We start from the raw sequence: 23,687 nt of genomic DNA on the forward strand, positions 1-23,687 counted from the left end.
TCAGATCCCCAACTCTTGACGCTGGCGCTTCAAGTGCTCCGGCATCTCTTTGTAGACGTCTTCGAACATGGTCGCGGCGCTTGGAATCTGGCCGCCGGCGAGGGTGCCGTACTGTTCGGCTTCTTTCTGTGCGGCGATGACTTCGGCTTCCAGCTCGGCGCTGACGGCGGTGTGTTCCTCGTCGGACCAGTGACCGATCTTGATCAGGTGCTGCTTGAGGCGCGCAATCGGGTCGCCCAACGGGAAGTAACTCCAGTCGTCGGCAGGACGGTACTTGGACGGATCATCGGAGGTGGAGTGTGGACCGGCGCGGTAGGTGACCCATTCGATCATGGTCGGGCCGAGGTTGCGGCGCGCACGTTCGGCGGCCCAGGCAGAGGCGGCGTAGACCGCGACGAAATCGTTGCCATCAACCCGCAGGGAGGCAATGCCGCAACCGACGCCACGACCGGCAAACGTGGTGGCTTCACCGCCAGCAATTGCCTGGAAGGTGGAGATCGCCCACTGGTTGTTGACCACGTTGAGGATCACCGGCGCACGGTAGACGTGGGCGAAGGTGAGGGCGGTATGGAAGTCCGATTCAGCGGTGGCACCGTCGCCGATCCAGGCCGAGGCGATTTTGGTGTCGCCCTTGATCGCCGAGGCCATGCCCCAGCCCACACCTTGTACGAATTGGGTGGCGAGGTTGCCGGAGATGGTGAAAAAACCGGCGTCTTTCACCGAGTACATGATCGGCAACTGGCGGCCTTTGAGCGGATCGCGCTCGTTGGAAAGCAGTTGGCAGATCAGGCCCACCAGTGGCACATCGCGGGCCATCAGGATGCTTTGCTGGCGGTAGGTCGGGAAGCACATGTCGTCGATGTTCAAGGCCAGGGCCTGGCCGGTGCCAATGGCTTCTTCGCCGAGGCTCTGCATGTAGAACGACATTTTTTTCTGACGCTGGGCGACCACCATGCGGTTGTCGTAGATCCGCGTCTTGAGCATGGCGCGCATGCCTTTGCGCAGGATCTCGACCGGTACGTCTTCAGCCCACGGACCGAGGGCATTGCCCTGGTCGTCGAGCACGCGAATCAGGCCTTTGGCCAGGTCGGCAGTGTCGGCGGGTTCAACGTCAATGGAAGGTTTGCGCACCGTGCCGGCATCGGTCAGACGCAGGTAGGAGAAGTCGGTTTTGCAGCCAGGACGGCCCGAGGGTTCGGGAACGTGCAGTTGCAGCGGTTCGTACGCTTGTTTCATGGCTTCTACGCTCGATCTTGTGAATTTCTTGTAGTGAGCTGACCGTCATTCCTCTGTGGAAGAATTCTTGTCCTACAACAATCATAGGCCCGGCGAAGAAGAATATTTATCTCTGTTTCGTTGCGCTGAAGATCATTTGAGGATAAAAAATCTGCACGAGCATAAAAAACAGGTGATTTTGTCTCATGCGCAAACTGGACCGTACCGATATTGGCATTTTGAACAGCCTTCAGGAGAACGCGCGAATCACCAACGCCGACCTCGCACGTTCGGTCAACCTGTCGCCGACGCCGTGCTTCAACCGGGTCAAGGCCATGGAAGAGTTGGGCCTGATTCGTGAGCAAGTGACGCTACTGGATGCGGACCTGTTGGGGCTGCACGTGAATGTGTTCATTCACGTCAGTCTGGAGAAACAGGTGGAAGAGGCGTTGCAGCATTTCGAGGAAGCGATCTCGGATCGTCCTGAAGTGATGGAGTGCTATTTGATGGCCGGCGACCCGGACTATTTGATTCGGGTATTGGTGCCGACCATCCAGTCGCTGGAGCGCTTCATGATGGACTTCCTCACCAAAGTCCCCGGCGTGGCCAACATTCGATCGAGCTTTGCGCTCAAGCAGGTGCGTTACAAAACCGCACTGCCATTGCCGGCCAATGGCCTGACCCTCTCGAGCTAGCCCCAATTGAAGCGGAACGCGGAGCGTCCCTGGCGGCATTCCCACGCGGAGCGTGGGAACGATCAAGGGGTAGGGAGTCAGAGTTTGTTGATGGGGATTTTCAGGTAAGTCACGCCGTTACTCTCGGCCGGGGGCAAGTTCCCGGCCCGCACATTTACCTGAATCGCTGGCAGCAACAGATTCGGCATGCCCAACCCGGCATCACGCCGCGTGCGCATTTCGACAAACGCTGCCTCATCAATACCGTCATGCACGTGAATGTTGCTTTTGCGCTGCTCACCGACCGTAGTCATGCACTGGGCTTCGCGGCCTTCGGGCGGGTAATCGTGGCAGACGTACAGACTGACGCTGGCCGGGAAGGCCAGCAGTTTGCGAATCGAGGTGTACAGCTGATTGGCGTTACCGCCAGGAAAGTCGCAACGTGCAGTGCCGACATCGGGCATGAACAGCGTGTCGCCAACCAGGATCTGCTCATCGTCAATCAGATAGGCCATGTCCGCCGGCGTGTGGCCGGGCACGTGCAGGGCAGTGGCCTTGAGGTTGCCGATCATGAACGACTCGTCCGGCGCGAACAGGTGATCGAACTGCGAACCATCGATGCGAAATTCCGGCTCAAGGTTGAACAGGCTTTTGAACACGCCTTGAACCTTGCTGATCGACTCACCAATCGATATTTTGCCGCCCAGCTCGCGGCGCAGATAAGGCGCGGCAGACAGGTGATCGGCGTGGGCGTGGGTTTCCAGCAACCATTGCACTTGCAACTGATGATCGCGCACGAAAGCGATGATTTTGTCGGCCTGAACGGTGCAGGTTCTTCCGGCTGCCGGATTGTAGTCGAGCACCGGGTCAACGATGGCGCACAGGCCGCCATCGGCTTCGTAGATCACGTAACTGTAGGTCGACGAGGCGGGGTCGAGGAAAGCTTCAATCAAGGCGGACATGGTGGACATTTCTATTTGAACAAGTACCGAGCGTAGATTCATTCTCCCAACATTAGCCAGCCCCGAATCAATTCAATTGATGAAAAAATCTGCGCGGGCTTTATCCTGTCAGTCATCGATACCGGGCGTTCCCGGCCTTTTTCCGCAGATCACGAGTGGTTTATGTTGCTGGCAAGTTTTTTTGGAGTGGTCATGGGCCTGGTCCTCGGGTTGACCGGGGCCGGTGGCGGCATTCTTGCGGTGCCAGCCCTGGTGCTGGGGTTGGGTTTGACTATGACCCAAGCGGCACCTGTCGCCTTGTTTGCGGTGGGCAGTGCGGCGGCGGTCGGGGCGATTGACGGGTTGCGGCATGGCCTGGTGCGGTACCGTGCGGCGTTGCTGATCGCGTTGCTGGGCGCGGTGTTCTCTCCGGTGGGCATCTACTTCGCCCATCAATTGCCGGAAAAAATCCTGATGATTCTGTTCAGCCTGCTGATGGTCATGGTCGCCTGGCGGATGCTGCGCCGTGAGCGGCAGGAAGCAGGGCCGAGTGATCACGGTCACGCCAACTGGGGGCAGAAAAACTGCATGCTCGATCAGCAGACCGGGCGTTTTTCCTGGACCGCCAAATGTACCGCGACCTTGGCTGCGCTCGGCGCGGTAACGGGCGTGGTGTCCGGACTGCTGGGCGTGGGCGGCGGATTTCTGATCGTCCCGGCGTTCAAGCAACTGACCGACGTACAGATGCGCGGGATCGTCGCCACGTCCCTGATGGTGATTAGTCTGATTTCCGCCATCGGCGTGATCGGCGCGTTTCACGCCGGTGTGCGCATCGATAGCCTCGGCGCCAGTTTCATCGTCGCCAGCATCGTCGGCATGATTATTGGCCGGAAAATCTGTGCGCTCATACCGGCGCGGGCATTGCAGGTGGGCTTTGCCAGTGTCTGCCTGATCGTCGCCGTGTACATGCTGGTGCGCGCCTGAGCGTTACAGCCCTTGATACTGCAAGCTGAACCCGAGCTCAGCCGACTGACCTTGCTCCAGTAATCGCAACCCCGGTCGACCAGGCAAGTGATGCGCGTTGACCGGGTGGCTGACCGGTTCGATGCAGAAAAACTCCAGACCGACCGGGCAGTAGAGCAGGTAATAATCGCTGCCGGTGGCCTGGCATTCCAACGCATACCCGAGGTCCGGTTGCTGGATCAGGCAATGGCCGTCCCAGTGGCAGAAACCGTTATCGACCATAGAAGCGGGTAAGGCGCCCAATTGACGAAAGTCCCGGTCAGCCGGTAGCGCAATCAACTCAGTGGGCAGTTTTGAGCCATCGCACAGCCAGACTTGCGCGGCCTTGGCTTGTAGCTGCGTGTTCGCGGTGCGCGGAAAGTAGGGGTGCAAACCGAGCCCATGCCACGCGGCGCGATCGGCCAAGTGAGTGACCTGCAACTCGATGCTCAATTGCCCCTTGTTTAGATGGAAGCGTTGCCGGGCGCGATAAGCGAACGGTGTGGTGCTGTCGAGTTGCAGGACCACTTCGTTGGCTGATTGCGACACCACTTGCCACGGTTGTTGCCAGGCGCTGCCGTGGATGGGCAGGGGGTCGGTGAGGCTGTTGGGCGTCAGGGCCAGCCAGCCATCGGGGCAATCGAAGCCACCTTCGGCGATGCGGTTGGACCAGGGGGCCAGGGGATAGCAACCGAGTTTGCCCGGTAGACCGGTGTTCAGTGCATGGGAATCATTGTGGCGTAGCAGCGGTTGACCGGTGCTGAGAACGGTCCAGTTGACGATACTGCCACCGAGTTCAGGGGCGAGGGTGAGGTGGGTCAGTTCGTCTTCGAGTTCGAGAAGTGTTGCCGTCATTCAAGTTGGCTCCAATATTAGAAAACCGCCAGCTGCTACAGATGTTCGGCGACATTTCAAGCGTTGAACTTGGGTTCCGACATCCCGGTGACGCCAGGATTGAGGGCGAATACGCCGCCGGCCAGGGACTGTTCGTCATGGTCATCGCCGGGGCGGATCGAGGTTACGAACAGCGTGTCCAGTCGACTGCCACCGAAGGCGCACATGGTTGGTTTTTTCACCGGGACGGCGAGAGAACGGTCCAGTCGGCCATCGGGAGTAAAGCGGTGAATCAGCCCGGCGTCATTGCCGCAGATCCAGTAGCAACCTTCGGCATCGACAGCCGCACCGTCGGGGCGGCCGGGGAACTGATTCATGTCGACGAACAGCCGCCGATTCGATGGCGTGCCGCTATCGACGTCGTAGTCAAAGGCCCAGATCTGCTGGACCAAGGGGTGCGAGTCGGACAGGTACATCGTGCGGCCATCCGGGCTGAAGCCCAAACCGTTCGGGACGATAAACCCGCCCAGTTGTGCCTCAAGTGGCCCGCGTAGACCGGCATTGTAACGGTAAAGGGCGCCGTCGGCGACGTTGGCGCCCATGTTCAACACCATGCTGCTCGCCCAGAAACGCCCCTGACGGTCACAACGGCCATCGTTCAGTCGCATGTCACTGCGGGCGTGGTCGACGTTTGCCAGCAATTGACTGTCGAGGCTGCCGTCATTGTGCGGATGCAAATGGAAAAAACCGCTTTCCATCCCCGCCACCCAACCACCGTCACGGTGGCGGGTGATGCACGCGAGCATTTGCGGCGCTTTCCACGAATGGACATGAGCGCTGTCGGCACTCCAGCGTTGCAGGTTCCCCGCAGGAATATCGACCCAGTACAGGGCGTTTTCCTCGGGGACCCATACCGGGCATTCACCGACAGCGTTACGGGCATCGACAATCAATTCGGCTTGCATGGCCACTCATTCCCTTGGTTTTTTGTTGTTGGGGGTCAGTCGCCGAACGGGCCCGATGCGACAAACGCCCCACCTTGGTAAACCATCGCCGGGTCATCAGCCGCCGGCATCGGTTGGGTCTCGACTTTTTCGCGGAATACTTCGGAGTTGTCCTGTGGTTGATAACCCAGGCCGGATGCGAAACGGTTGTCCCACCAAACGTTTTTGTTGTCGGACACGCCATAAACCACAGTGTGGCCGACGTTCGGGGCGTACAACGCGCATTCCAGCAATTGGGTCAGATCGCCGAAGCTCAGCCACGTGCTCATCATGCGGCGGTTTTGCGGTTCCCGGAACGAGGAGCCGATACGCACGCTGACGGTCTCGATGCCGTAGCGATCGAAGTAAAAACTGGCCATGTCTTCGCCGTAGGATTTGGACAAACCGTAGTAGCTGTCCGGGCGACGTGGGGAGTGGGCGTCGATGAATTCGTCCTGCTTGTAGAAACCGATCACGTGGTTGGAGCTGGCAAAGATTACCCGCTTGACGCCATGCCGACGTGCGGCTTCGTAAATGTGGAACACGCCGCAGATGTTGGCACCGAGGATCTGCTCGAACGAGTGCTCGGTCGACACGCCGCCAAAGTGCAGGATGGCGTCCACGCCTTCGACCAGTTGATGCACGGCTTGTTTGTCTGCCAGATCGCACGGGACGATTTCTTCGCGGTCATCGATTGCTGGAGCGAGTTCGGCGATGTCCGACAGGCGAATGACATTGGCATAGGGGCGCAGGGTTTCGCGCAAGACTTTACCCAGGCCACCGGCGGCACCGGTCAGCAGCAGGCGATTGAAAGGGAGGCGGGTGGTTGTAGTAGTCATGGGAATCCTGGACAAACAGTTGTTGTTTTAAAATCGTTGTAAGTTGTCGTACGACTTCGTTGAAGTATCGTAAGGCAATCCGGGTCTTGTCAACGCGACATTGGTTGAAATGGACGGAGGGTCATTTCATACATCGACAGCGGTAAACCTTCAGACTGGAAAGCGCCATTGTGGGAGCGAGCCTGCTCGCGATGGCGGTGGATCAGACAGCAAAATTACTGGCTGGGAAACCGCTTTCGCGAGCAGGCTCGCTCTCACAGGGAATTGTGGTAATCCGTGAAAATGTCGGTGTTACAACAGCGAAATCGGGTAGTTGATGAAAATACGGTTTTCATCGAATTCGTTAGTGCTGAAGCTCTTGCGGATGCTCGCGTTGCGCCATTTGACGTTGAGGTTTTTCAGCGGCCCGCTTTGTATCGTGTAGGCCAGCTCCGATTCGCGGCCCCATTCTGTGCCGTCGGTGACGGTGCCGATGTGCACATTATCGCCGCTGATGTAGCGGTTCATCAGCGTCAGGCCCGGCACGCCGAGGGCGACGAAGTTGTAGTCGTGGCGCACCTGCCAGGATTTTTCCTGGGCGTTGTCGTAGCTGGAGTTGTAGCTGTCGTTGGCCAGGGTACCGCCGCTGGTGCCGTTGACGCGCATCCATTGATCGTCACCGGTGAGTTTTTGCAGGCCGACGTAGAAGGTGCTGCCACCGTATTTGGCCGAGAGCATGGCGAACCCGGTTTTGTTGTCGAGATCGCCGTCCAGGGCGCTGCCGTTTTCCTTGCCGATGAAATAACCAAGGTTGGCGCCGAGGACCCAGTCGCCAATCGGCTGGCTGTGGTTCAGGTTGTAATACTGTTGCTGGTAGATGTCGCTGAGTTCTGCGTACCAGGCACCCACCTGGGTGCGTTTGTCGTTGAAGGTGTATTCACCGCCACCAAAGTTGAAACGGTCCGAAGTGATGGCAGCGGATTTGCCGTTCATGAACATGTCTTGCATGCTCGCATCGTTACGCGGACTGTTCTGGCGGAACTGGCCGCCGTAGATCGTCAGGCCGTTGATTTCGGTGGACGTCAACTGGCCACCCTGGAAGGTTTGTGGCAGCGAGCGGCCATCGTCTGAACGCAGGATGGGCAGTACTGGCATCCATTCACCGACCTTCACTTCGGTTTTACTCACTTTCATCTTCCCGGCTACTCCCAGACGGCCGAAGCTGTCGGCAGGGCGACCGTCACTGCCAATTGGCAACAACTGCGTGCCGCCGGTGCCTTTGCCGCCATCGAGCTTGACCGACAGCAGTCCGAGCACATCCGCACCGAATCCCACCGGGCCTTGGGTGAAACCGGACTTGGCGTCGAAAATAAAGTTCTGCGTCCACTCTTCAGCCTTGCCTTGGGGGAAGGCCGGGTTGACGAAGTTGCGGTTGAAATAGGCGTTGCGCAGGTTCAGCGTGGCCTTGGCGTCGTCGGTGAAACCTTCGGCATGGCTGATCATCGGCAGGGCAAGGGCCAGGCCGCTGCAACCAATGAGGCTCAGGGTATGACGGCGTTTGAACATTGGATGTGGAGTGTGGGCGGACGAATTGCGGACGAGCTTGCTCACTGTGACGCTCCCTTGCTTCTTGTTGTTTTTATTTGTCATACGTCGTCGTACAACATGTGCGGCGATTATTTGCGAGGGTCTGAGGGCTTGTCAATCAGAAGTTATACGATGACCTGACGCTGCCAGTGCGGATGTCGAAGAAACCTGTGGGAGCGAGCCTGCTCGCGATAGCGGACTATCAGTCAGCATCAAGGTTGAATGTGAGGTAGCTATCGTCGGAACGCCGCCCGGAGCCGGCTCGCTCCCACAGTGGGCGGGGGGTGTCAGTTGGAAATCATGGGAGGCATAGTGCCCAGCAGGGAAACCGCTGCCACAGCGCCAATCCCCAGCATCCATTCAAGAATCACGCTGTTTCTCAGTGTCGACAGACGCTGTTCGCAGTGATTTATGCGCAGGCGATTGAATAGCGCCAGGCCCAACATCGCCGCAATCAGCGCGACTTTGATCAACAGAATAAGTGCGAAACCGCTGAACAATGGCGTCGGCCAATACACCCCAGTGAGTACCCGAACGTTGATCAGCCCGGTGATCAGCAGCCCCGCCACCATGGCGTAACCGACACCACTGAAACGCAGCATTATCGCTTTGATGGGCTGCGTTTTCGGGTCCCGCAATATCATCACCAACAGCAGCAACCCACCGAGCCAGGCGCCCACACAGGTCAGGTGCACGACTTGGTTGAGCATCAGCAATTGGCCGCTCCGGCCGTCTAGCATAGCGCCGTGACCGACTGGGGCGAGGGTCATCAGCAAAAGGCTGGCGAGGCCGATTCGCAGGGGTTTGTACGCACGCCACCGGCTCATCAGCAACGCAACCAACAACGTATTGAGCAGCAAATGCCAGCGCCAGACCTGACCGAAAAACGTATTACTGAGCACCAAGTGCAGCGTCGACGGATCAAATGCCGCCTCCCAGGCCCCGGCCATGTTCGCAGTGATCAGCAGCAACCAGGCAACACCGCTGAACAGCGCCACGGCCGCGAGCCAGCGGGTTGTCAGCGCCAGCCGGCGATCGAGCTGTGCGGCGCTGCCGTTGAGCAGCAAGGGCCTGAACGCCCAGGCCCCAAACAGCATCAACACCACGGTGAAATGCACAAAGCGACATAGCACCATTGCGCTCGTCATGAATTACTGGCCAACCTTGAAGCCGTAGGCGCCTTCGCTTTTGTGGGTGTCGACGGACACCGCGTGCCATTCGACTTTATACGTACCCGCCGTCAGAGGCTCGGCAGGTGTAACGATCAGGATTTTTTTGTCGCTGCCTTCGGTGGCGAGGCTCTTCACGGGTACAGGACCCCCGTCCTTGCTGATCGTGACCTTGGTGAAAGCCGCTTCAATGCCTTCAGAAAACACCAGACGCAGTTCCGCAGGTGCGCTCACGGTGCTGTCCGCCGCCGGGGTCTGGCTTTTCAGATGGGCGTGGGCCCATACCGACGAAGCGGCAAGCAGCGAGCCGAGGAGGGCGGCGGTGGTCAGGGCTTTCTTGAGCATCGTGAATACCTTTTGGGCAGGTTCGAAGTGGCGCCAGTTTACCTGCCGCAAGCTTAGTGTCGAAGTTTCGTTTTAGCCTGTCGCCGCGAAGTAGAGCCGGATGCTAGTCTTGGTCAACGCGGGTGTCAGGGAGCCCTCATGGGCAATCACAAGATCGGGATTCGTCGCAGTAACGTCGAGAAAATTCTGCTCGGGGCGGAAAAGGTCTTCGCCGAAAAAGGCTTTGGCGGTACCGCCATGGCCGACATCGCCGCCGAGGTGCAACTGCCGCGCTCCAATCTGCATTACTACTTCAGCACCAAGACCGAGCTATACAGCGCAGTATTGTTTGATCTGCTGGAAGTCTGGAAGCAGGACGCGCTGTGCTTCGAGATGTTCGACGATCCGCGCGTGGTGCTCAGCAGTTACATCCGCGCCAAGATGAACCACTCTCGCAGCCGGCCTTACGGCTCAAAAGTCTGGGCCAACGAAATCATTCACGGTGCACCGACTCTAGGTACTGCGCTGGACGCCAGCCTGTACGACTGGGCGAAGATGAAGGAAGCGAAAATTCGCCAGTGGGTGGACGACAAACGCATCTTGCCGGTGGAGCCTTCGAGCCTGCTGTACATGATCTGGGCTTCGACCCAACACTACGCTGACTTTGATCATCAGGTGAATATCTTGAATGATCACCAACCGCTGTCGGACATGCAGTTCGAGCGGGCGGTGCAGACGGTGACCAGCGTGATTTTGCGGGGGATCGGGTTGGAGCCTTGAGCCTTTCGGTGCTGCTGATGGCCTCTTCGCGGGCAAGCCCTGCTCCTACAGTGATCTATGTCGTACACGAAACCCTGTAGGAGCCGGGCTTGCCCGCGATGGCGTCAGTTCATACACCACAGATTTCAGACAGCTACATGGTAGGGATTCCTCGGATCATGATTCCAATCCAGAAACGGCTTGCCCGTGTCCATCGGCACCATCTCGATACAGTCCTGCACCGGGCAGGTGATCTGGCACAGATTGCAGCCCACGCACTCATCCTCAATCACCGTGTATTGATGCGTCCCGTCCGCTTGCTTCAGACTGGCAATCGCCTGGTGCGAAGTATCTTCGCAAGCAATGTGGCAGCGCCCACAACCAATGCACGCCTCCTGATCAATCTTGGCGATCACCTGATAGTTGATGTCGAGGTACTTCCAGTCCGTGGTGTTGCCCACCGCGCGCCCGGAAAACTCGGACACGCTGGCGTAACCCTGACTGTCCATCCAGCGTGACAAGCCGTCCTTCATCTCCTCGACGATCCTGAAACCATGCAGCATCGCCGCCGTGCACACCTGCACCGAGCCGCTGCCCAAGGCAATAAACTCCGCAGCGTCGCGCCAGCTGCCGATGCCGCCAATGCCGGAGATCGGCAGGCCTTGTGTCTGTGGATCACGGGCGATTTCGGCGACCATGTTCAGGGCAATTGGCTTCACTGCCGAACCGCAATAACCGCCGTGGGTGCTTTGGCTGCCCACAATCGGGTTGGCGACCATGCGCTCCAGGTTGACACTGGTAATCGAGTTGATCGTGTTGATCAGCGACACCGCATCCGCCCCCCCTCGATGGGCCGCACGGGCGGCAACGCGGATGTCGGTGATGTTCGGCGTGAGCTTGACGATCACCGGCAGCGAGCAATACGTCTTGCACCAACGGGTGACCTGTTCGACGTACTCCGGCACCTGGCCAACCGCCGCTCCCATGCCGCGTTCCGGCATGCCGTGGGGGCAGCCGAAATTCAGTTCGATGCCGTCGGCGCCGGTGGCTTCCACCAGCGGCAGGATGGATTTCCACGACTCTTCGACACAGGGCACCATCAGCGACACGATCAGCGCGCGGTCCGGCCAGTCCTTTTTGACCTGGGTGATTTCCCGCAGATTGATCTCCAGCGAGCGGTCGGTGATCAGCTCGATATTGTTGAAACCCAGCACCTCACGGTTGGCGCCGAAATGCGCCGAGTAACGCGAGGACACATTGACTGCCGCTGGGTCTTCACCCAGGGTTTTCCAGACCACGCCGCCCCAACCGGCCTCGAAGGCGCGAACCACGTTGTAAGCCTTGTCGGTCGGCGGCGCGGAGGCCAGCCAGAAGGGATTGGGCGCTTTGATGCCGGCGAAGACAATCGACAGATCGGCCATTTACGCAGCCTCCACGTTGAGCATCAGTTGAGCGTTGATCGCCTCGGCGGCGCATTTGCCGTGTTGCACGGCTTGCACGGTGAGGTCCTGATCGAGGCTGGTGCAGTCGCCGCCGGCATACACGCCGGGGATGCTGGTACGCAGTTGTTCGTCCACCTGAATCCGCTCGCCTTGACGCTTGAGCTCACGGGCCAGCGGATCGACGAGGGCGTTGCCGTCAAAGGCTTGACCGATGGCTTTGAAGATGGCGTCCGCAGCTAGCTCGAAAGTTTGCCCAGTGGTTTGCAGGCGACCGTCCACCAGTTGGGTGCGGGCGAAGCGCATGCCGCGTACCTTGCCTTGGTCGTCGAGCAGCACTTCTTCCGGTTGCGCCCACGTCAGCAAGCGCACTTGATTGGCCTTGGCGATGTCCTGTTCGTGACTGGTGGCGCCCATGTCTTCCACGCCGCGACGGTACACCAGATTGACATCGCGAGCGCCGAGACGGGCCATTTGCACGGCCATGTCGATGGCGGTGTTGCCGGCGCCGAGGACGATGCAATGATCCGCCAGCGGCAGTTGAGTCAAGTCATCGGCCTGGCGCAGTTCGCGAATGTAATCGGTGGCGGCGAGCAGGCCGGGCGCTCCTTCGTGGGCCAGACCGAGTTGTTTGCTGGCATTCAGGCCGAGGCCGAGAAACACCGCGTCGAATTGCTGATGCAGTTCGCTGAGGGTCAGGTTGTCGCCGAGTTTTTGCCCGTGACGGATTTCAATGCCACCAATTTGCAGCAGGAACTCCAGTTCCCTTTGCGCGTAATCGTCCACCAGTTTGTACTTGGCAATTCCGTATTCGTTGAGGCCTCCAGCCTTTTCCCGGGCTTCGAAAATCACCACGTCATGGCCGTGCATGGCGCTGCGGTGAGCGCAGGACAAACCGGCCGGGCCGGCACCGACCACGGCGATGCGCTTGCCGGTTGATGCAGCACGCGCGAAGGGATGTTCGCTGAAGTGGGCGTTGTCGACGGCGTACCGTTGCAGCAAGCCGATCAGGACCGGTGCGCACTCAAGGTCGTTGTTGCGCACGCAGGCTTGCTGGCAGAGGATTTCCGTCGGGCAAACCCTCGCGCAACTGCCGCCAAGGATGTTCGCCGAGAGGATTTTCTGCGCCGCGCCCTGAACGTTGTCCTGATGGATATTGCGGATGAACGACGGAATATCGATCTCGCTGGGGCAGGCGTTTACGCAGGGCGCGTCGTAGCAATACAGGCAACGTGAGGCTTCCAGGTGAGCCTGACGGTCGTTCAGCGGTGGCGCCAGGTCAGTGAAATGGCCGGCGAGGGCGGCGGCATTCTCATAAGGATGCGGGAGGTGGTTCAGGGTCTTGATCACGGTAGTGGCCTCACGGTGATGGAGGTGCTGCCTCTGTCGGGCATTGGTTTTTGTGTTGTCAGGACTGCCGCCATCGCGGGCAAGCCCGGCTCCCACAGGGGTTTTGTGAACACTGAAGATCCCCTGTGGGAGCCGGGCTTGCCCGCGATAGGCCGAAGGCCGCTCTCAGCGTTTCACTGCACTCGGCCTGTTCAATTCAGCCCGCTTGTTCAGCAAGTCAAACACCGCCGGGTACGCCGGCCGTTCGACATACCGCCCCGCGCCGCGCTCGGCGCGTAAATCGCCATTGGCCCAGACCACGCGGCCCTGGCTGATGGTATGGCTCGGCACACCGCGCACGGTTTTGCCTTCAAAGATGTTGAAGTCGACCTGCTGGTGATGGGTCTTCGCTGAAATGGTCCGCGTGCCGTCCGGGTCCCACAGCACCAGGTCCGCATCGGCGCCGACACGAATCGCACCTTTGCGTGGGTAGAGGTTGAAGATCTTCGCGGTGTTGGTGGAGGTCAGCGCGACGAAGTGCTGCATCGACAAGCGCCCGGTGTTCACCCCTTCATCCCACAGCACCGCCATGCGGTCTTCGATACCGGCGGTGCCGTTGGGGATTTTGCTGAAGTCTTCGCGACCAGCGGCTTTTTGCTCGGCGCAGAAGCAGCAGTGGTCGGTTGCGGTGGTGTGCAGGTTGCCGGATTGCAGGCCATGCCAAAGTGCTTCCTGGTGACCGCGAGGACGAAAGGGCGGGCTCATCACGTAACCGGCGGCGGTCTGCCAGTCCGGGTGTTGATAGACGCTGTCGTCCAGCAGCAGATGCCCGGCCAGCACTTCGCCGTAGACTTGCTGGCCTTTGCTGCGGGCGTAGGTGATTTCGTCGAGGGCTTCTTTGGTCGAGACATGCACCAGGTACAGCGGCGTGCCCAGCGTTTCGGCGATGCGGATTGCCCGACTGGCCGCTTCGCCTTCCACTTGCGAAGGCCGCGACAGCGGATGCGCTTCAGGGCCAGTGATGCCTTGGGCCATCAATTTGCGTTGCAGGTGATAGACCAGTTCGCCATTTTCCGCGTGCACGGTCGGCACTGCGCCCAGCTCCAGACAACGCTCGAAACTCGCCACCAGCGTATCGTCGGCCGCCATGATTGCGTTCTTGTACGCCATGAAATGCTTGAAGCTGTTGACCCCGTGATGGCTGACTAGCTCAGCCATTTCCTCGCGCACCTGTTCGCTCCACCAAGTGATCGCGACATGGAAACCGTAATCCGACGCTGACTTTTCGGCCCAGCCGCGCCACTGATGAAACGCTTCCATCAGCGATTGTTGTGGGTTGGGAATCACGAAGTCGATGATCGACGTGGTGCCACCCGCCAGTCCCGCCGCCGTGCCACTGAAAAAGTCTTCACTGGCCACGGTGCCCATGAAGGGCAGTTGCATGTGCGTGTGCGGGTCGATGCCGCCGGGCATCAGGTACTGGCCGCTGCCGTCGAGCACTTCGGCACCTGCCGGAACATCAAGATTATCGCCAATGGCTTTAATCACGCCGTCGGCGCAATAGACGTCGGCGCGATAACTTTCATCGTGGGTAATAACGGTGGCGCCACGGATCAACAGAGACATTCCGAGTTCCTCGCAGGCAATGACCGACTTATGCCGGTTCTAAGTGTTTTATATAAATCGCCATCAACAGGCATATTCCTGTCAACGCTGTCAGGAATTGAAGCTAGTCTGAGTTTATGAAATCAGCAAGAATATTTTTTATAAGCTTATTACTGTTTTAACTATTTGATTAATAAAGAATTAAATCAAATATCACCAAAATGGTGAGGCTGTTCACCATTTTGACGCACTTGACAGGTTCGAAAAATAGACAAGATTTCCTATGTGAAATCAGCCGCTTGAGGAGGGTCTATGGTTGATGCGCAACGCTTGAAAAAAGTGTGATGCACCAGATTGAGTCCTGACGGTTCGGACAACGTGCCTGGCATTCGGCTTGAGTGAACAGGCATGTCGCCGAAGACTCGCTGGATATATTAATAAAATCAGTTGGTTAGAACGTTTATGGAACTGCCCGATGCGTAATCGGGGTGCCCGGCACGTTTATTGATGCCCCGGCTCCTGATGAGCAAAAAATAATTCAAAGAACAGTGGAGCGGCCATGCAACAGATCAGATCGCAAGTGACCGAGCGCGAAGGCTTGTTTGAGCTGGAGGCCGGCAGCGACGTCCTCGACAGTCCCCGTTACAACCACGATATGGCTCCGACCAAGCTGCATGAACGCACCTGGAACAAATGGCACATCACTGCGCTGTGGATCGGCATGTCGATTTGTGTGCCGACCTACACCCTGGGCGGCGTACTCACCGCGTACTTTGGGCTGACCGTGGGCGAGGCACTGTTGGCGATCTTGTTTGCCAACATCATCGTGCTGATCCCGCTGACGTTGAACGCGTTCGCCGGCACCAAATACGGGATTCCGTTTCCGGTGTTGCTGCGTTCGAGCTTCGGCGTTCTCGGTTCCAACATCCCTTGCCTGATCCGCGCCCTGGTGGCGTGTGGCTGGTTCGGGATTCAGACGATGTTCGGCGGACTGGCCATTCACCTGTTTCTCGGCTCGGTGTTCGAGGGCTGGAAGTCGTTGGGCGGCACCGGTGAAGTCATCGGTTTCATGGTGTTCTGGGCGCTGAACCTGTGGGTGGTGATTCGCGGCGCCGAGTCGATCAAGTGGCTGGAAACCCTGTCCGCGCCGCTGTTGATATTGGTCGGTGTGGGGCTTCTGTTCTGGGCGCTGCCGAATGTATCGATGACCGAGTTGCTGGCGATCCCGGCCAAGCGTCCGGAAGGGGCGAGCGTGGTGGGTTATTTCGCCGCCGGCCTGACTGCGATGGTCGGTTTCTGGGCCACCTTGTCGTTGAACATTCCCGATTTCAGCCGCTACGCCAAAAGCCAGAAAGACCAGATCATCGGGCAGATTATCGGGCTGCCGTTGACCATGTTCCTGTTTGCCTCGCTGGGCGTGGTGATGACCGCTGCTTCGGTGAAACTGGTGGGCGTGACCGTCTCCGATCCGGTGACGTTGATCGGGCATATCCAGAGCCCGGTCTGGGTCGCGCTGGCCATGGCGCTGATCATCATCGCCACGCTGTCCACCAACACGGCGGCCAACATCGTTTCACCGACCAACGATTTTCAGAACGTCGCCCCCAAGTTGATCAACCGCACCAAAGCGGTGTTGCTCACCGGGGTGGTGGGGCTGTTGCTGATGGGGCATGAGCTGCTGAAAAAGCTTGGGCTGATTGTTTCGGACCTGAGCCTGGAAACGGTCTACTCCAACTGGCTGCTGGGGTATTCCAGCCTGCTCGGACCTATCGCCGGGATCATGGTGGTGGACTACTTCCTGATCAAGAAACAGCAACTGGATCTGGCCGGGCTCTATCGCGATGACGTTTACCCAGCCTGGAACTGGTTCGGGTTTATCGCGTTTGGTGTGCCGGTAGTGCTGACGCTGCTGTCGTTGGGTAGCGATGCATTTAGCTGGTTTTACAGCTACGGCTGGTTTACCGGCTCCGCGCTGGGTGGGGTGATTTATTACGGGTTGTGCTCGTTGCGGCCTAGTCCATCTGTTGTGAAATCTACGGTGTGACTGATGGCCTCAACAACACCGAAGCACTACCCGGAAAAAACTCGAACAACTGCCTGAGGAGATCACCATGAACGCTGCCGTAGACGTTCTGCAATCCACCCATCAGCACATCAACCGCGAGCGCTTGTGGCAATCCCTCATGGAGCTGGCGAAACTTGGCGCCACGGTCAAGGGTGGCGTCTGTCGCCTGGCCCTGACGGACCTCGACCGTCAGGCCCGCGACATCTTCGTCAACTGGTGCGAAGACGCCGGTTGCACTGTCAGTGTCGACGCTGTCGGTAACATCTTCGCCCGCCGTCCGGGCCGCAACCCGAACCTGCCACCGGTCATGACCGGCAGCCACATCGACACCCAACCCACCGGCGGCAAGTTCGACGGTTGCTTCGGCGTACTGGCCGGCGTCGAAGTGCTGCGCACCCTCAACGATCTGAACATTGAAACCGAAGCGCCACTCGAAGTAGTGGTCTGGACCAACGAAGAAGGCTCGCGCTTTGCCCCGTGCATGATGGGATCCGGTGTCTTCGCGGAAAAATTCACTCTCGAAGAAACCCTCGCCAAAGTCGATGCCGAAGGCATCACCGTGGGCCAGGCGCTGAACTCTATCGGTTATGCCGGCTCGCGCGAGGTCAGTGGGCATGCGGTCGGCGCTTATTTTGAAGCGCACATCGAGCAAGGCCCGATCCTTGAAGACGAACACAAAACCATCGGCGTGGTGATGGGCGCGCTCGGCCAGAAATGGTTCGACCTCAAACTGCGCGGAGTCGAAGCCCACGCCGGCCCAACGCCGATGCACCTGCGCAAGGATGCCCTGGTCGGCGCCGCGGTGATCGTCGGTGCTGTCAACCGCGCCGCGCTGGGCCATCAACCCCACGCCTGCGGCACCGTAGGCTGCCTGCAAGCCTATCCCGGCTCACGCAATGTCATCCCTGGCGAAGTGCGCATGACCCTCGACTTCCGCCATCTGGAACCGGCACGCCTGGATTCGATGATCGCGCAAGTCCGTGAAGTCATCGAAACCACCTGCGATGAACACGGCCTGACCTTTGAACTCACCCCAACGGCTGACTTCCCGCCGCTGTACTTCGATCAGGGCTGTATCGAAGCGGTGCGCAACGCCGCCCAAGGCTTGGGCTTGTCGCACATGGACATCGTCAGCGGAGCAGGGCACGACGCAATCTTCCTCGCCGAACTCGGCCCGGCCGGGATGATCTTCGTGCCATGCGAAGGTGGCATTAGCCACAACGAAATCGAAAACGCCGCGCCGGACGATCTGGCGGCCGGGTGTGCGGTGTTGTTGCGGGCAATGCTGGCGGCGTCAGCGGCGATTGCCAGTGGGCAGCCTGCGGCCTGAGGCAACTGATGTTCGCTTCGGCGGACACCGGTAAAACCTGTGGGAGCGAGCCTGTTCGCTCCCACAGGTTATTTGCACGATGATTGATACTTGCGGTCGTACTCTTCACGGGGGCTAAAAGCCCCGATGTACTTGCGGAGTCTCCATGAGCCAGGACGTCCCGAGCACCGAAACCAATCGTCGCCAGTTGCAGCAGATTATTGCGGGGTTGTCCGACGGCGTGATTCTGCTGGAACTCGATCAGACGATCCTCTGGGCCAATGACGCCGCGCTGGCCATGCACGGAGTCGGGCAGATCAGCGAACTGGGCGCCAATGCCCAGGAATACGCCAAGCGCTTCACCTTGCGCTATCGCAATAATCATCCGGTGCCGAAGAACAATTACCCGATCAGCCGCGTCGCCCGGGGCGAAACGTTCAGCGATGTGCTGGTTGAAGTGAGTCCGGCCGGCGATGAAGAGCGCCTGTGGGTGCACCGGGTGCGCAGCATGGTGCTGGCCGACAGCGCCGGTGAGCCGGAGTCGCTGGTGCTGATCATGGACGACGTCACCGAATGGGCCAGTGCCGAGCAGCGTTTCGAAAAAACGTTCAACGCCAACCCCGCCCCGGCGGTGATTTGTCGCCTCAGCGATTTGCGTTACATCAAGGTCAACAGCGGTTTTCTGGAGATGACCGGTTATACCCGTGATCAGGTGATCGGCGTGTCGACGTATGAGCTGGACGTGCTGCAAGGCGCGGAAAAAAAAGACCTGGCGATTGAGCGACTTCGCGAGCACGCCACGATTGCGCAGATGCAGGCTGAGTTGCGATTGCCTGAAGGAGGCAGCAAACAGGTGATCGTCGCCGGCCAACCGCTGGAGTTAAACGAAGAAGACTGCATGCTGTTTTCGTTCGTCGACATGGAGCCTCGACACAAAGCCGAAATCGCGTTGCGTCAGAGCGAGGAGCGTTTTGCCAAGGCCTTTCGCCTGACACCGGTGCCGACGCTGGTGTGCAGTGCCGAGGATCAAAGGGTGCTCGATGCCAATGAAGCCTTTCTCGACACCCTCGCGTACCCCAGTGAAGAAGTGCTCGGCAAAACAGTGACGCAGATCGATTTCTTCGACGACTCGGGCGCGCGAGCGCGCTTGTTTTCGGTGCTGGAGAAGGCCGCAAGCCTGGACCGAGTCGATGTCAGAATCCGTAAAAAGAATGGTGAGGTGATCGATTGCACGATCTCGGCCGACACCGTGAACATTCAGGACAGTCCTTGCTACCTGCTGGTGTTGATGAACATCACCGAACGCAAACGCACTGAGCTTGAACTGGTCGCGGCCATCGAAGAGGTGATGAAAGATGCCTCCTGGTTCAGCCGCACGCTGATCGAAAAACTGGCCAATGTGAAAAGTGTTAACGCACCGACATTGCCCAGCGCGTCCTTCACCGACCTGACCGCTCGCGAGCGAGATGTGCTCGGCCTGATCTGCGAAGGGTTGGCCGACAAGGAAATTGCCGTGCGGCTGAAACTGGCGGCTAACACGGTACGCAATCACGTATCGATGGTGTATTCAAAACTTGGCGTTCACAGCCGCAGCGAGGCGATTGTCTGGGCGCGCGAGCGTGGACTGTTCGCCAGTGAATGGCGGTCGAAGGGGCAGCGTTAGGGTGCAAATGAACTAACTGAGGCAGTGCAAATGGATGTGTTGGCGCCAGTAGCCAGCGACTAGGCTGTCAGGGTGCGAAAAGTGTCTTTGACCGCTTCGCGCCCACGACGAAACAGCTCAAGGAACCGCCCCATGTGTCGCCCACTCATTACCGTTTCAATCGACGAGGTTGCCTGCCAGCCGGTGGGTAAATTGCAATGATTCACCTAGCGCAATTGCGTGCGTTGCTGGAGCAACACTTTTCTCCCTGCGCCTGTGAATGCAGTGTGTCGGGAGATAATTCGGTGACGGTGAAGCTGTATCACCCGGCGTCGGGTGAGGTCGACCTGGTGGTCAGTGGATTGAAAGTGACGAGTCTGAGTTCGCCGCAAGCGGTGGCGTCTTTGATCGAAGAACTGCGTTACGAATTGCAGAGCAATGGGCTGCATCGAACGGGCGGGGACGAGTAGGAACTGTCGTTTTTCGGGGTAAAAACCGGCCCACGTGCCTCAAATGCTGGCATTGACCGATGACTGAGCTATAAGAAATGAGAAGGTAAAATTTTCTGTGACCGGTCCGCGGCTTCGCGGTGTTGTCGTCGTGTCGCGGAAAGCATCGATTACTTACCGCGGGTCAGACTATGAACAGTCTTGGAAAACGTGTTTTTTCGCCGCTGTCGCTCGCCATCTGCGTTGCGATCCTCAGTGGTTGCTCCAGTCCACCGCCTCCACCACCCCCTCTACCCCCCGTTGAAAAAACGTGCCACACCGCGGACAAGACTGATGTGATGGGTGATGCGAAAGCGGAGGGAGAAGTGACTCGGGTCACCACGACCACTCACTGCGTGACCCAATAATCTTGGGCGTATGAAGCGTTTTGTCTGAAAAACCCCTTAAAACAGCAGACAAGTGGCGAGGGAACTTGCTCCCTCGCCACAGTTGATCGGCATTAGCCCAATATCTGCCTTTTGCTCATCAGGTGAATCGAATCAGGACAAGAACCCACCATCCACATTCAACGAAACCCCAGTGGTGTAGCTCGACGCATCACTTGCCAGGTACAACGCGGCACCGGCCATTTCGCTCGGATCAGCAACCCGCTTGAGCGGAATCTGCTGCAGCGCAGTCTTCAGGATCGCGTCGTTTTTAACTAGCGCCGAAGCAAATTTGGTGTCGGTCAGGCCCGGCAGCAGGGCATTGCAGCGGATACCGAATTGCGCACATTCCTTGGCGAATACTTTAGTCATGTTGATCACGGCGGCCTTGGTCACCGAGTAGATGCCCTGGAAGATGCCCGGCGAGACGCCGTTGATCGAGGCGACGTTGATGATGCTGCCGCCACCGTTTTCGCGCATCAGCTTGCCGGCTTCCACCGACATGAAGAAATAGCCGCGGATGTTGACGTCGACGGTTTTCTGGAAGGCGCTGAGGTCGGTGTCCAGTACGTTGCAGAACTGTGGGTTGGTCGCCGCGTTGTTGACCAGGATGTCGAGGCGGCCAAACTGTTCCTTGATGCCGGCGAAAACCTGGCTGATCTGTTCCATTTCGCCAATGTGGCAAGCGACGGCGGTGGCTTTGCCGCCGGCGGCGATGATGGCGTCAGCGACGTGTTGGCAACCGTCGAGTTTGCGGCTCGAGACGATGACGTGGGCGCCTTGCTGGGCCAGGAGTTTGGCGATGGCTTCACCGATGCCACGGCTGGCGCCGGAGACGAAAGCGATCTTGCCGTCGAGGTCGAACAACTGAGTCTTGGACATGGGATTCTCTTATAAAAAGTCTGTTATGGGGCCAGGCGCGTAATCAAAGGCTGGATTTTTGAATGACTTGCAGGCTCATTTGCTCCAGCAGTTTGTTCATGTGAATGAACTGTGCAAAGCGTTTGTCCTGGGTCTGACCATGGAAGAAGCGGTAGTAGATCTGCTGCACGATGCCAGCCAGACGGAACAGGCCATAGGTGTAGTAGAAGTCGAAATTGTCGATCCGGATGCCCGCGCGCTCGGCGTAGTAATCGACGAATTCGCGGCGGGTCAGCATGCCCGGTGCGTGGCTGGGCTGGCGGCGCATCAGCTGCACCGGTGCCGGGTCGCCGGCTTCGATCCAGTAGGCGAGGGTGTTGCCCAGATCCATCAGCGGGTCGCCGAGGGTGGTCAGTTCCCAGTCCAATACCCCGATGATTTGCATCGGGTTTTGCGGGTCGAGGATCACATTGTCGAAACGATAGTCGTTGTGGACGATGCTGGAAGTCGGATGGTCGGCCGGCATCTTGTCGTTGAGCCAGGCTTTGACCGCTTCCCACTGCGGAGCGTCCGGGGTCAGGGCTTTCTCGTAGCGATCGCTCCAGCCTTTGATTTGCCGCGCGACATAACCTTCGGGCTTGCCGAGGTCACCCAGGCCGTAGGCGTTGTAGTCGACTCGGTGCAGTTCAACGAACTTGTCGATGAAGCTTTTGCAAAGAGCTTCGGTTTTCGCCGAATCCAGACCCAGTTCCGGCGGCAGTTCTGAGCGCAGGATGATCCCGTTGACCCGCTCCATCACATAGAACTCGGCACCGATCACTGACTCGTCGGTACAGTGCACATAAGCCTTGGGGCAGTATGGAAAGCCGTCCTTGAGCTGGTTAAGAATGCGGAACTCGCGACCCATGTCGTGGGCGGATTTGGCCTTGTGGCCAAACGGTGGCCGACGCAGGACAAATTCCTGCTCGGGGTATTCGAGCAGGTAAGTCAGATTCGACGCACCGCCCGGAAACTGGCTGATCTTTGGCAAACCACTGAGGCCCGCAATGTGCGCCTTGAGGTACGGATCGATCAGGCTGGCATCGAGTTCTTCGCCGGAGCGGATACGAGTGGACTGGTCAGTAAGCGCCATGCTTATCCCTTCTGCTTATTTTGGAGGCCTGCGACTATTGGCTAATCTAATCCGCACACCCGGCACTCACAACCATGAACGCCCCTTATAGGTGAGCGTGTTGCCGGGCAATCATTGCTTTTGATACACCTGTTTGAATGGTCGTCAGAGCGTGGCGCTGCTCAGCGAAGATGGCAGGGTAATGGGCGTCAAAACCGGGTTGCCGGAGAAGAACGCCGCCAGGTTGCGTCCCACCAGTTCAACAGTGCCTTGAGTAGCCTCAGGGGACAAACCCGCCACATGCGGCGTCAGGATCACGTTACTCAACGATTTGAGCGCCTGCGGCACATGCGGCTCGGCATCGAACACGTCCAGCGCTGCGCCGGCAATGCGACGTTGCTCAAGCGCTCTGACCAGGTCGGCGGTGACGATCACGCTGGCGCGGGCGATGTTGATGAGGAACCCCTCGTGCCCCAAGGCCTCAAGGACAGGCTTGTTGATCAAGTGTTTGGTGCCAATGCCCCCAGGGGTCGCGATGATCAGGAAATCCGAGACGCGGGCCAGTTCGGTGGGCGTGGAGCAAAAGGTGTAGGGCACGTCGCTACGATGCTGGCGGTTGTGGTAACTCACCGTCATGTCAAAACCATTGGCCGCGCGTTTGGCGATGGCCATGCCGACGGCACCCAGGCCGAGAATGCCCAGGCGCTTGCCGGCCAGGGAAGGGCGCATGATCTTTGGCCATTCACCCCGACGCACAGCCGCATCGCAGCGGGGAATGTCACGCACCAGCGCGAGCAGCATTGCCATGGCGTGGTCGGCTACCGATGAGGCATTCACCCCGGCGCCGTTGGTGACCGTGATGCCACGGTCTGCGGCGGCTTGCAGGTCAACGTGTTCGTAACCGGCGCCGATGACGCAGACGATCTTGAGGTTGGGCAGGGCAGCGATTTCATCGGCGTACAGACCCAATGGGCCACGGGTCAGCACTGCATCGATCTGAACGCCATTACGGGCGATGGCTGCCGCGCGTTCGGCTGGGGTTGGGGCAAGAATCAGGTGAAAACCCTGATGTTCGAGAATCGGCAAGTAATCATTGATAGTTTCAACCAGTACCAGAACGGTTGCAGGCATGCTGCGCTCCTGTGG

General features: G+C 58.8%; 21 protein-coding genes. 7 read left to right on the plus strand and 14 right to left on the minus strand.

Annotated features, from left to right (window positions below; all coding sequences use genetic code 11):
* The gene (locus tag AC3ISI_RS11705) at positions 1–1,236 is read right to left on the minus strand and encodes a 3-methyl-2-oxobutanoate dehydrogenase (2-methylpropanoyl-transferring) subunit alpha (protein WP_489337095.1); all 1,236 of its coding nucleotides are present in this window, start codon (positions 1,234–1,236) and stop codon (positions 1–3) included.
* A 185-nt stretch (positions 1,237–1,421) separates the two neighbouring features.
* On the opposite strand from AC3ISI_RS11705, the gene bkdR reads away from it, so the two are divergent.
* Positions 1,422–1,910, plus strand: a complete 489-nt coding sequence (gene bkdR / locus AC3ISI_RS11710) for a Bkd operon transcriptional regulator BkdR (RefSeq protein ID WP_027923281.1) — start codon at positions 1,422–1,424, stop codon at positions 1,908–1,910.
* Between the two features lie 77 nt (positions 1,911–1,987).
* On the opposite strand, the gene AC3ISI_RS11715 is transcribed toward bkdR, so the two are convergent.
* Entirely contained in the window at positions 1,988–2,851 is an 864-nt protein-coding gene (locus AC3ISI_RS11715; RefSeq protein ID WP_489337096.1) for an MBL fold metallo-hydrolase, read from the minus strand.
* A 162-nt stretch (positions 2,852–3,013) separates the two neighbouring features.
* On the opposite strand from AC3ISI_RS11715, the gene AC3ISI_RS11720 reads away from it, so the two are divergent.
* A complete protein-coding gene (locus AC3ISI_RS11720; RefSeq protein WP_489337097.1) occupies positions 3,014–3,814 on the plus strand; it encodes a sulfite exporter TauE/SafE family protein in 801 nt (266 codons plus the stop codon).
* Between the two features lie 3 nt (positions 3,815–3,817).
* Here the strand turns inward: AC3ISI_RS11720 and AC3ISI_RS11725 are convergent, their stop codons facing one another.
* The 6 genes from AC3ISI_RS11725 to copC all read right to left on the minus strand — a co-directional run bounded on the left by AC3ISI_RS11725 (position 3,818) and on the right by copC (position 9,568).
* Positions 3,818–4,687 carry an aldose 1-epimerase gene (locus AC3ISI_RS11725; protein ID WP_489337098.1) on the minus strand — a complete coding sequence of 290 codons (870 nt, stop codon included), beginning with the start codon at positions 4,685–4,687 and terminating at the stop codon, positions 3,818–3,820.
* Positions 4,688–4,743: 56 nt separating this feature from the next.
* Positions 4,744–5,631 (minus strand): SMP-30/gluconolactonase/LRE family protein, encoded by an 888-nt coding sequence (locus AC3ISI_RS11730; protein ID WP_489337099.1) that lies wholly within the window; start codon positions 5,629–5,631, stop codon positions 4,744–4,746.
* A gap of 35 nt (positions 5,632–5,666) precedes the next feature.
* Entirely contained in the window at positions 5,667–6,488 is an 822-nt protein-coding gene (locus tag AC3ISI_RS11735) for an NAD-dependent epimerase/dehydratase family protein (RefSeq protein WP_489337100.1), read from the minus strand.
* A 291-nt stretch (positions 6,489–6,779) separates the two neighbouring features.
* The gene (locus AC3ISI_RS11740; RefSeq protein ID WP_489337101.1) at positions 6,780–8,078 is read right to left on the minus strand and encodes an OprD family porin; all 1,299 of its coding nucleotides are present in this window, start codon (positions 8,076–8,078) and stop codon (positions 6,780–6,782) included.
* A gap of 263 nt (positions 8,079–8,341) precedes the next feature.
* The gene (copD, locus tag AC3ISI_RS11745) at positions 8,342–9,202 is read right to left on the minus strand and encodes a copper homeostasis membrane protein CopD (RefSeq protein WP_489337102.1); all 861 of its coding nucleotides are present in this window, start codon (positions 9,200–9,202) and stop codon (positions 8,342–8,344) included.
* Positions 9,203–9,205: 3 nt separating this feature from the next.
* Positions 9,206–9,568, minus strand: coding sequence for a copper homeostasis periplasmic binding protein CopC (copC, locus tag AC3ISI_RS11750; RefSeq protein WP_489337103.1), 363 nt, complete (start codon positions 9,566–9,568; stop codon positions 9,206–9,208).
* A 138-nt stretch (positions 9,569–9,706) separates the two neighbouring features.
* On the opposite strand from copC, the gene AC3ISI_RS11755 reads away from it, so the two are divergent.
* Positions 9,707–10,327 (plus strand): TetR/AcrR family transcriptional regulator, encoded by a 621-nt coding sequence (locus AC3ISI_RS11755; protein WP_452626122.1) that lies wholly within the window; start codon positions 9,707–9,709, stop codon positions 10,325–10,327.
* Between the two features lie 125 nt (positions 10,328–10,452).
* Here AC3ISI_RS11755 and preA read toward each other — a convergent pair whose 3' ends face one another.
* The 3 genes from preA to hydA form a co-directional block, all read right to left on the minus strand.
* Entirely contained in the window at positions 10,453–11,727 is a 1,275-nt protein-coding gene (gene preA, locus AC3ISI_RS11760) for an NAD-dependent dihydropyrimidine dehydrogenase subunit PreA (protein WP_489337104.1), read from the minus strand.
* Positions 11,728–13,095, minus strand: a complete 1,368-nt coding sequence (locus AC3ISI_RS11765; RefSeq protein WP_489337105.1) for an NAD(P)-dependent oxidoreductase — start codon at positions 13,093–13,095, stop codon at positions 11,728–11,730.
* Positions 13,096–13,260: 165 nt separating this feature from the next.
* The gene (hydA, locus tag AC3ISI_RS11770) at positions 13,261–14,700 is read right to left on the minus strand and encodes a dihydropyrimidinase (protein ID WP_489337106.1); all 1,440 of its coding nucleotides are present in this window, start codon (positions 14,698–14,700) and stop codon (positions 13,261–13,263) included.
* A gap of 538 nt (positions 14,701–15,238) precedes the next feature.
* Here hydA and AC3ISI_RS11775 point away from each other — a divergent pair.
* The 4 genes from AC3ISI_RS11775 to AC3ISI_RS11790 all read left to right on the plus strand — a co-directional run bounded on the left by AC3ISI_RS11775 (position 15,239) and on the right by AC3ISI_RS11790 (position 20,165).
* Positions 15,239–16,723 (plus strand): NCS1 family nucleobase:cation symporter-1, encoded by a 1,485-nt coding sequence (locus tag AC3ISI_RS11775; RefSeq protein WP_489337107.1) that lies wholly within the window; start codon positions 15,239–15,241, stop codon positions 16,721–16,723.
* Between the two features lie 67 nt (positions 16,724–16,790).
* The gene (locus tag AC3ISI_RS11780; RefSeq protein ID WP_489337108.1) at positions 16,791–18,074 is read left to right on the plus strand and encodes a Zn-dependent hydrolase; all 1,284 of its coding nucleotides are present in this window, start codon (positions 16,791–16,793) and stop codon (positions 18,072–18,074) included.
* 145 nt (positions 18,075–18,219) lie between these two features.
* Entirely contained in the window at positions 18,220–19,716 is a 1,497-nt protein-coding gene (locus AC3ISI_RS11785; RefSeq protein WP_489337109.1) for a helix-turn-helix transcriptional regulator, read from the plus strand.
* Positions 19,717–19,913: 197 nt separating this feature from the next.
* Complete coding sequence (locus AC3ISI_RS11790; protein WP_489337110.1) at positions 19,914–20,165, plus strand: DUF1652 domain-containing protein; 252 nt, start codon at positions 19,914–19,916, stop codon at positions 20,163–20,165.
* 518 nt (positions 20,166–20,683) lie between these two features.
* Here AC3ISI_RS11790 and AC3ISI_RS11795 read toward each other — a convergent pair.
* The 3 genes from AC3ISI_RS11795 to AC3ISI_RS11805 form a co-directional block, all read right to left on the minus strand.
* Positions 20,684–21,451 carry an SDR family oxidoreductase gene (locus AC3ISI_RS11795; RefSeq protein ID WP_489337111.1) on the minus strand — a complete coding sequence of 256 codons (768 nt, stop codon included), beginning with the start codon at positions 21,449–21,451 and terminating at the stop codon, positions 20,684–20,686.
* 43 nt (positions 21,452–21,494) lie between these two features.
* A complete protein-coding gene (locus AC3ISI_RS11800) occupies positions 21,495–22,562 on the minus strand; it encodes a phosphotransferase family protein (protein ID WP_489337112.1) in 1,068 nt (355 codons plus the stop codon).
* A gap of 144 nt (positions 22,563–22,706) precedes the next feature.
* Positions 22,707–23,672, minus strand: coding sequence for a 2-hydroxyacid dehydrogenase (locus AC3ISI_RS11805; RefSeq protein ID WP_489337113.1), 966 nt, complete (start codon positions 23,670–23,672; stop codon positions 22,707–22,709).
* Positions 23,673–23,687: the final 15 nt, after the last annotated feature.

Source organism: Pseudomonas sp. GL_139_B (assembly GCF_057834475.1).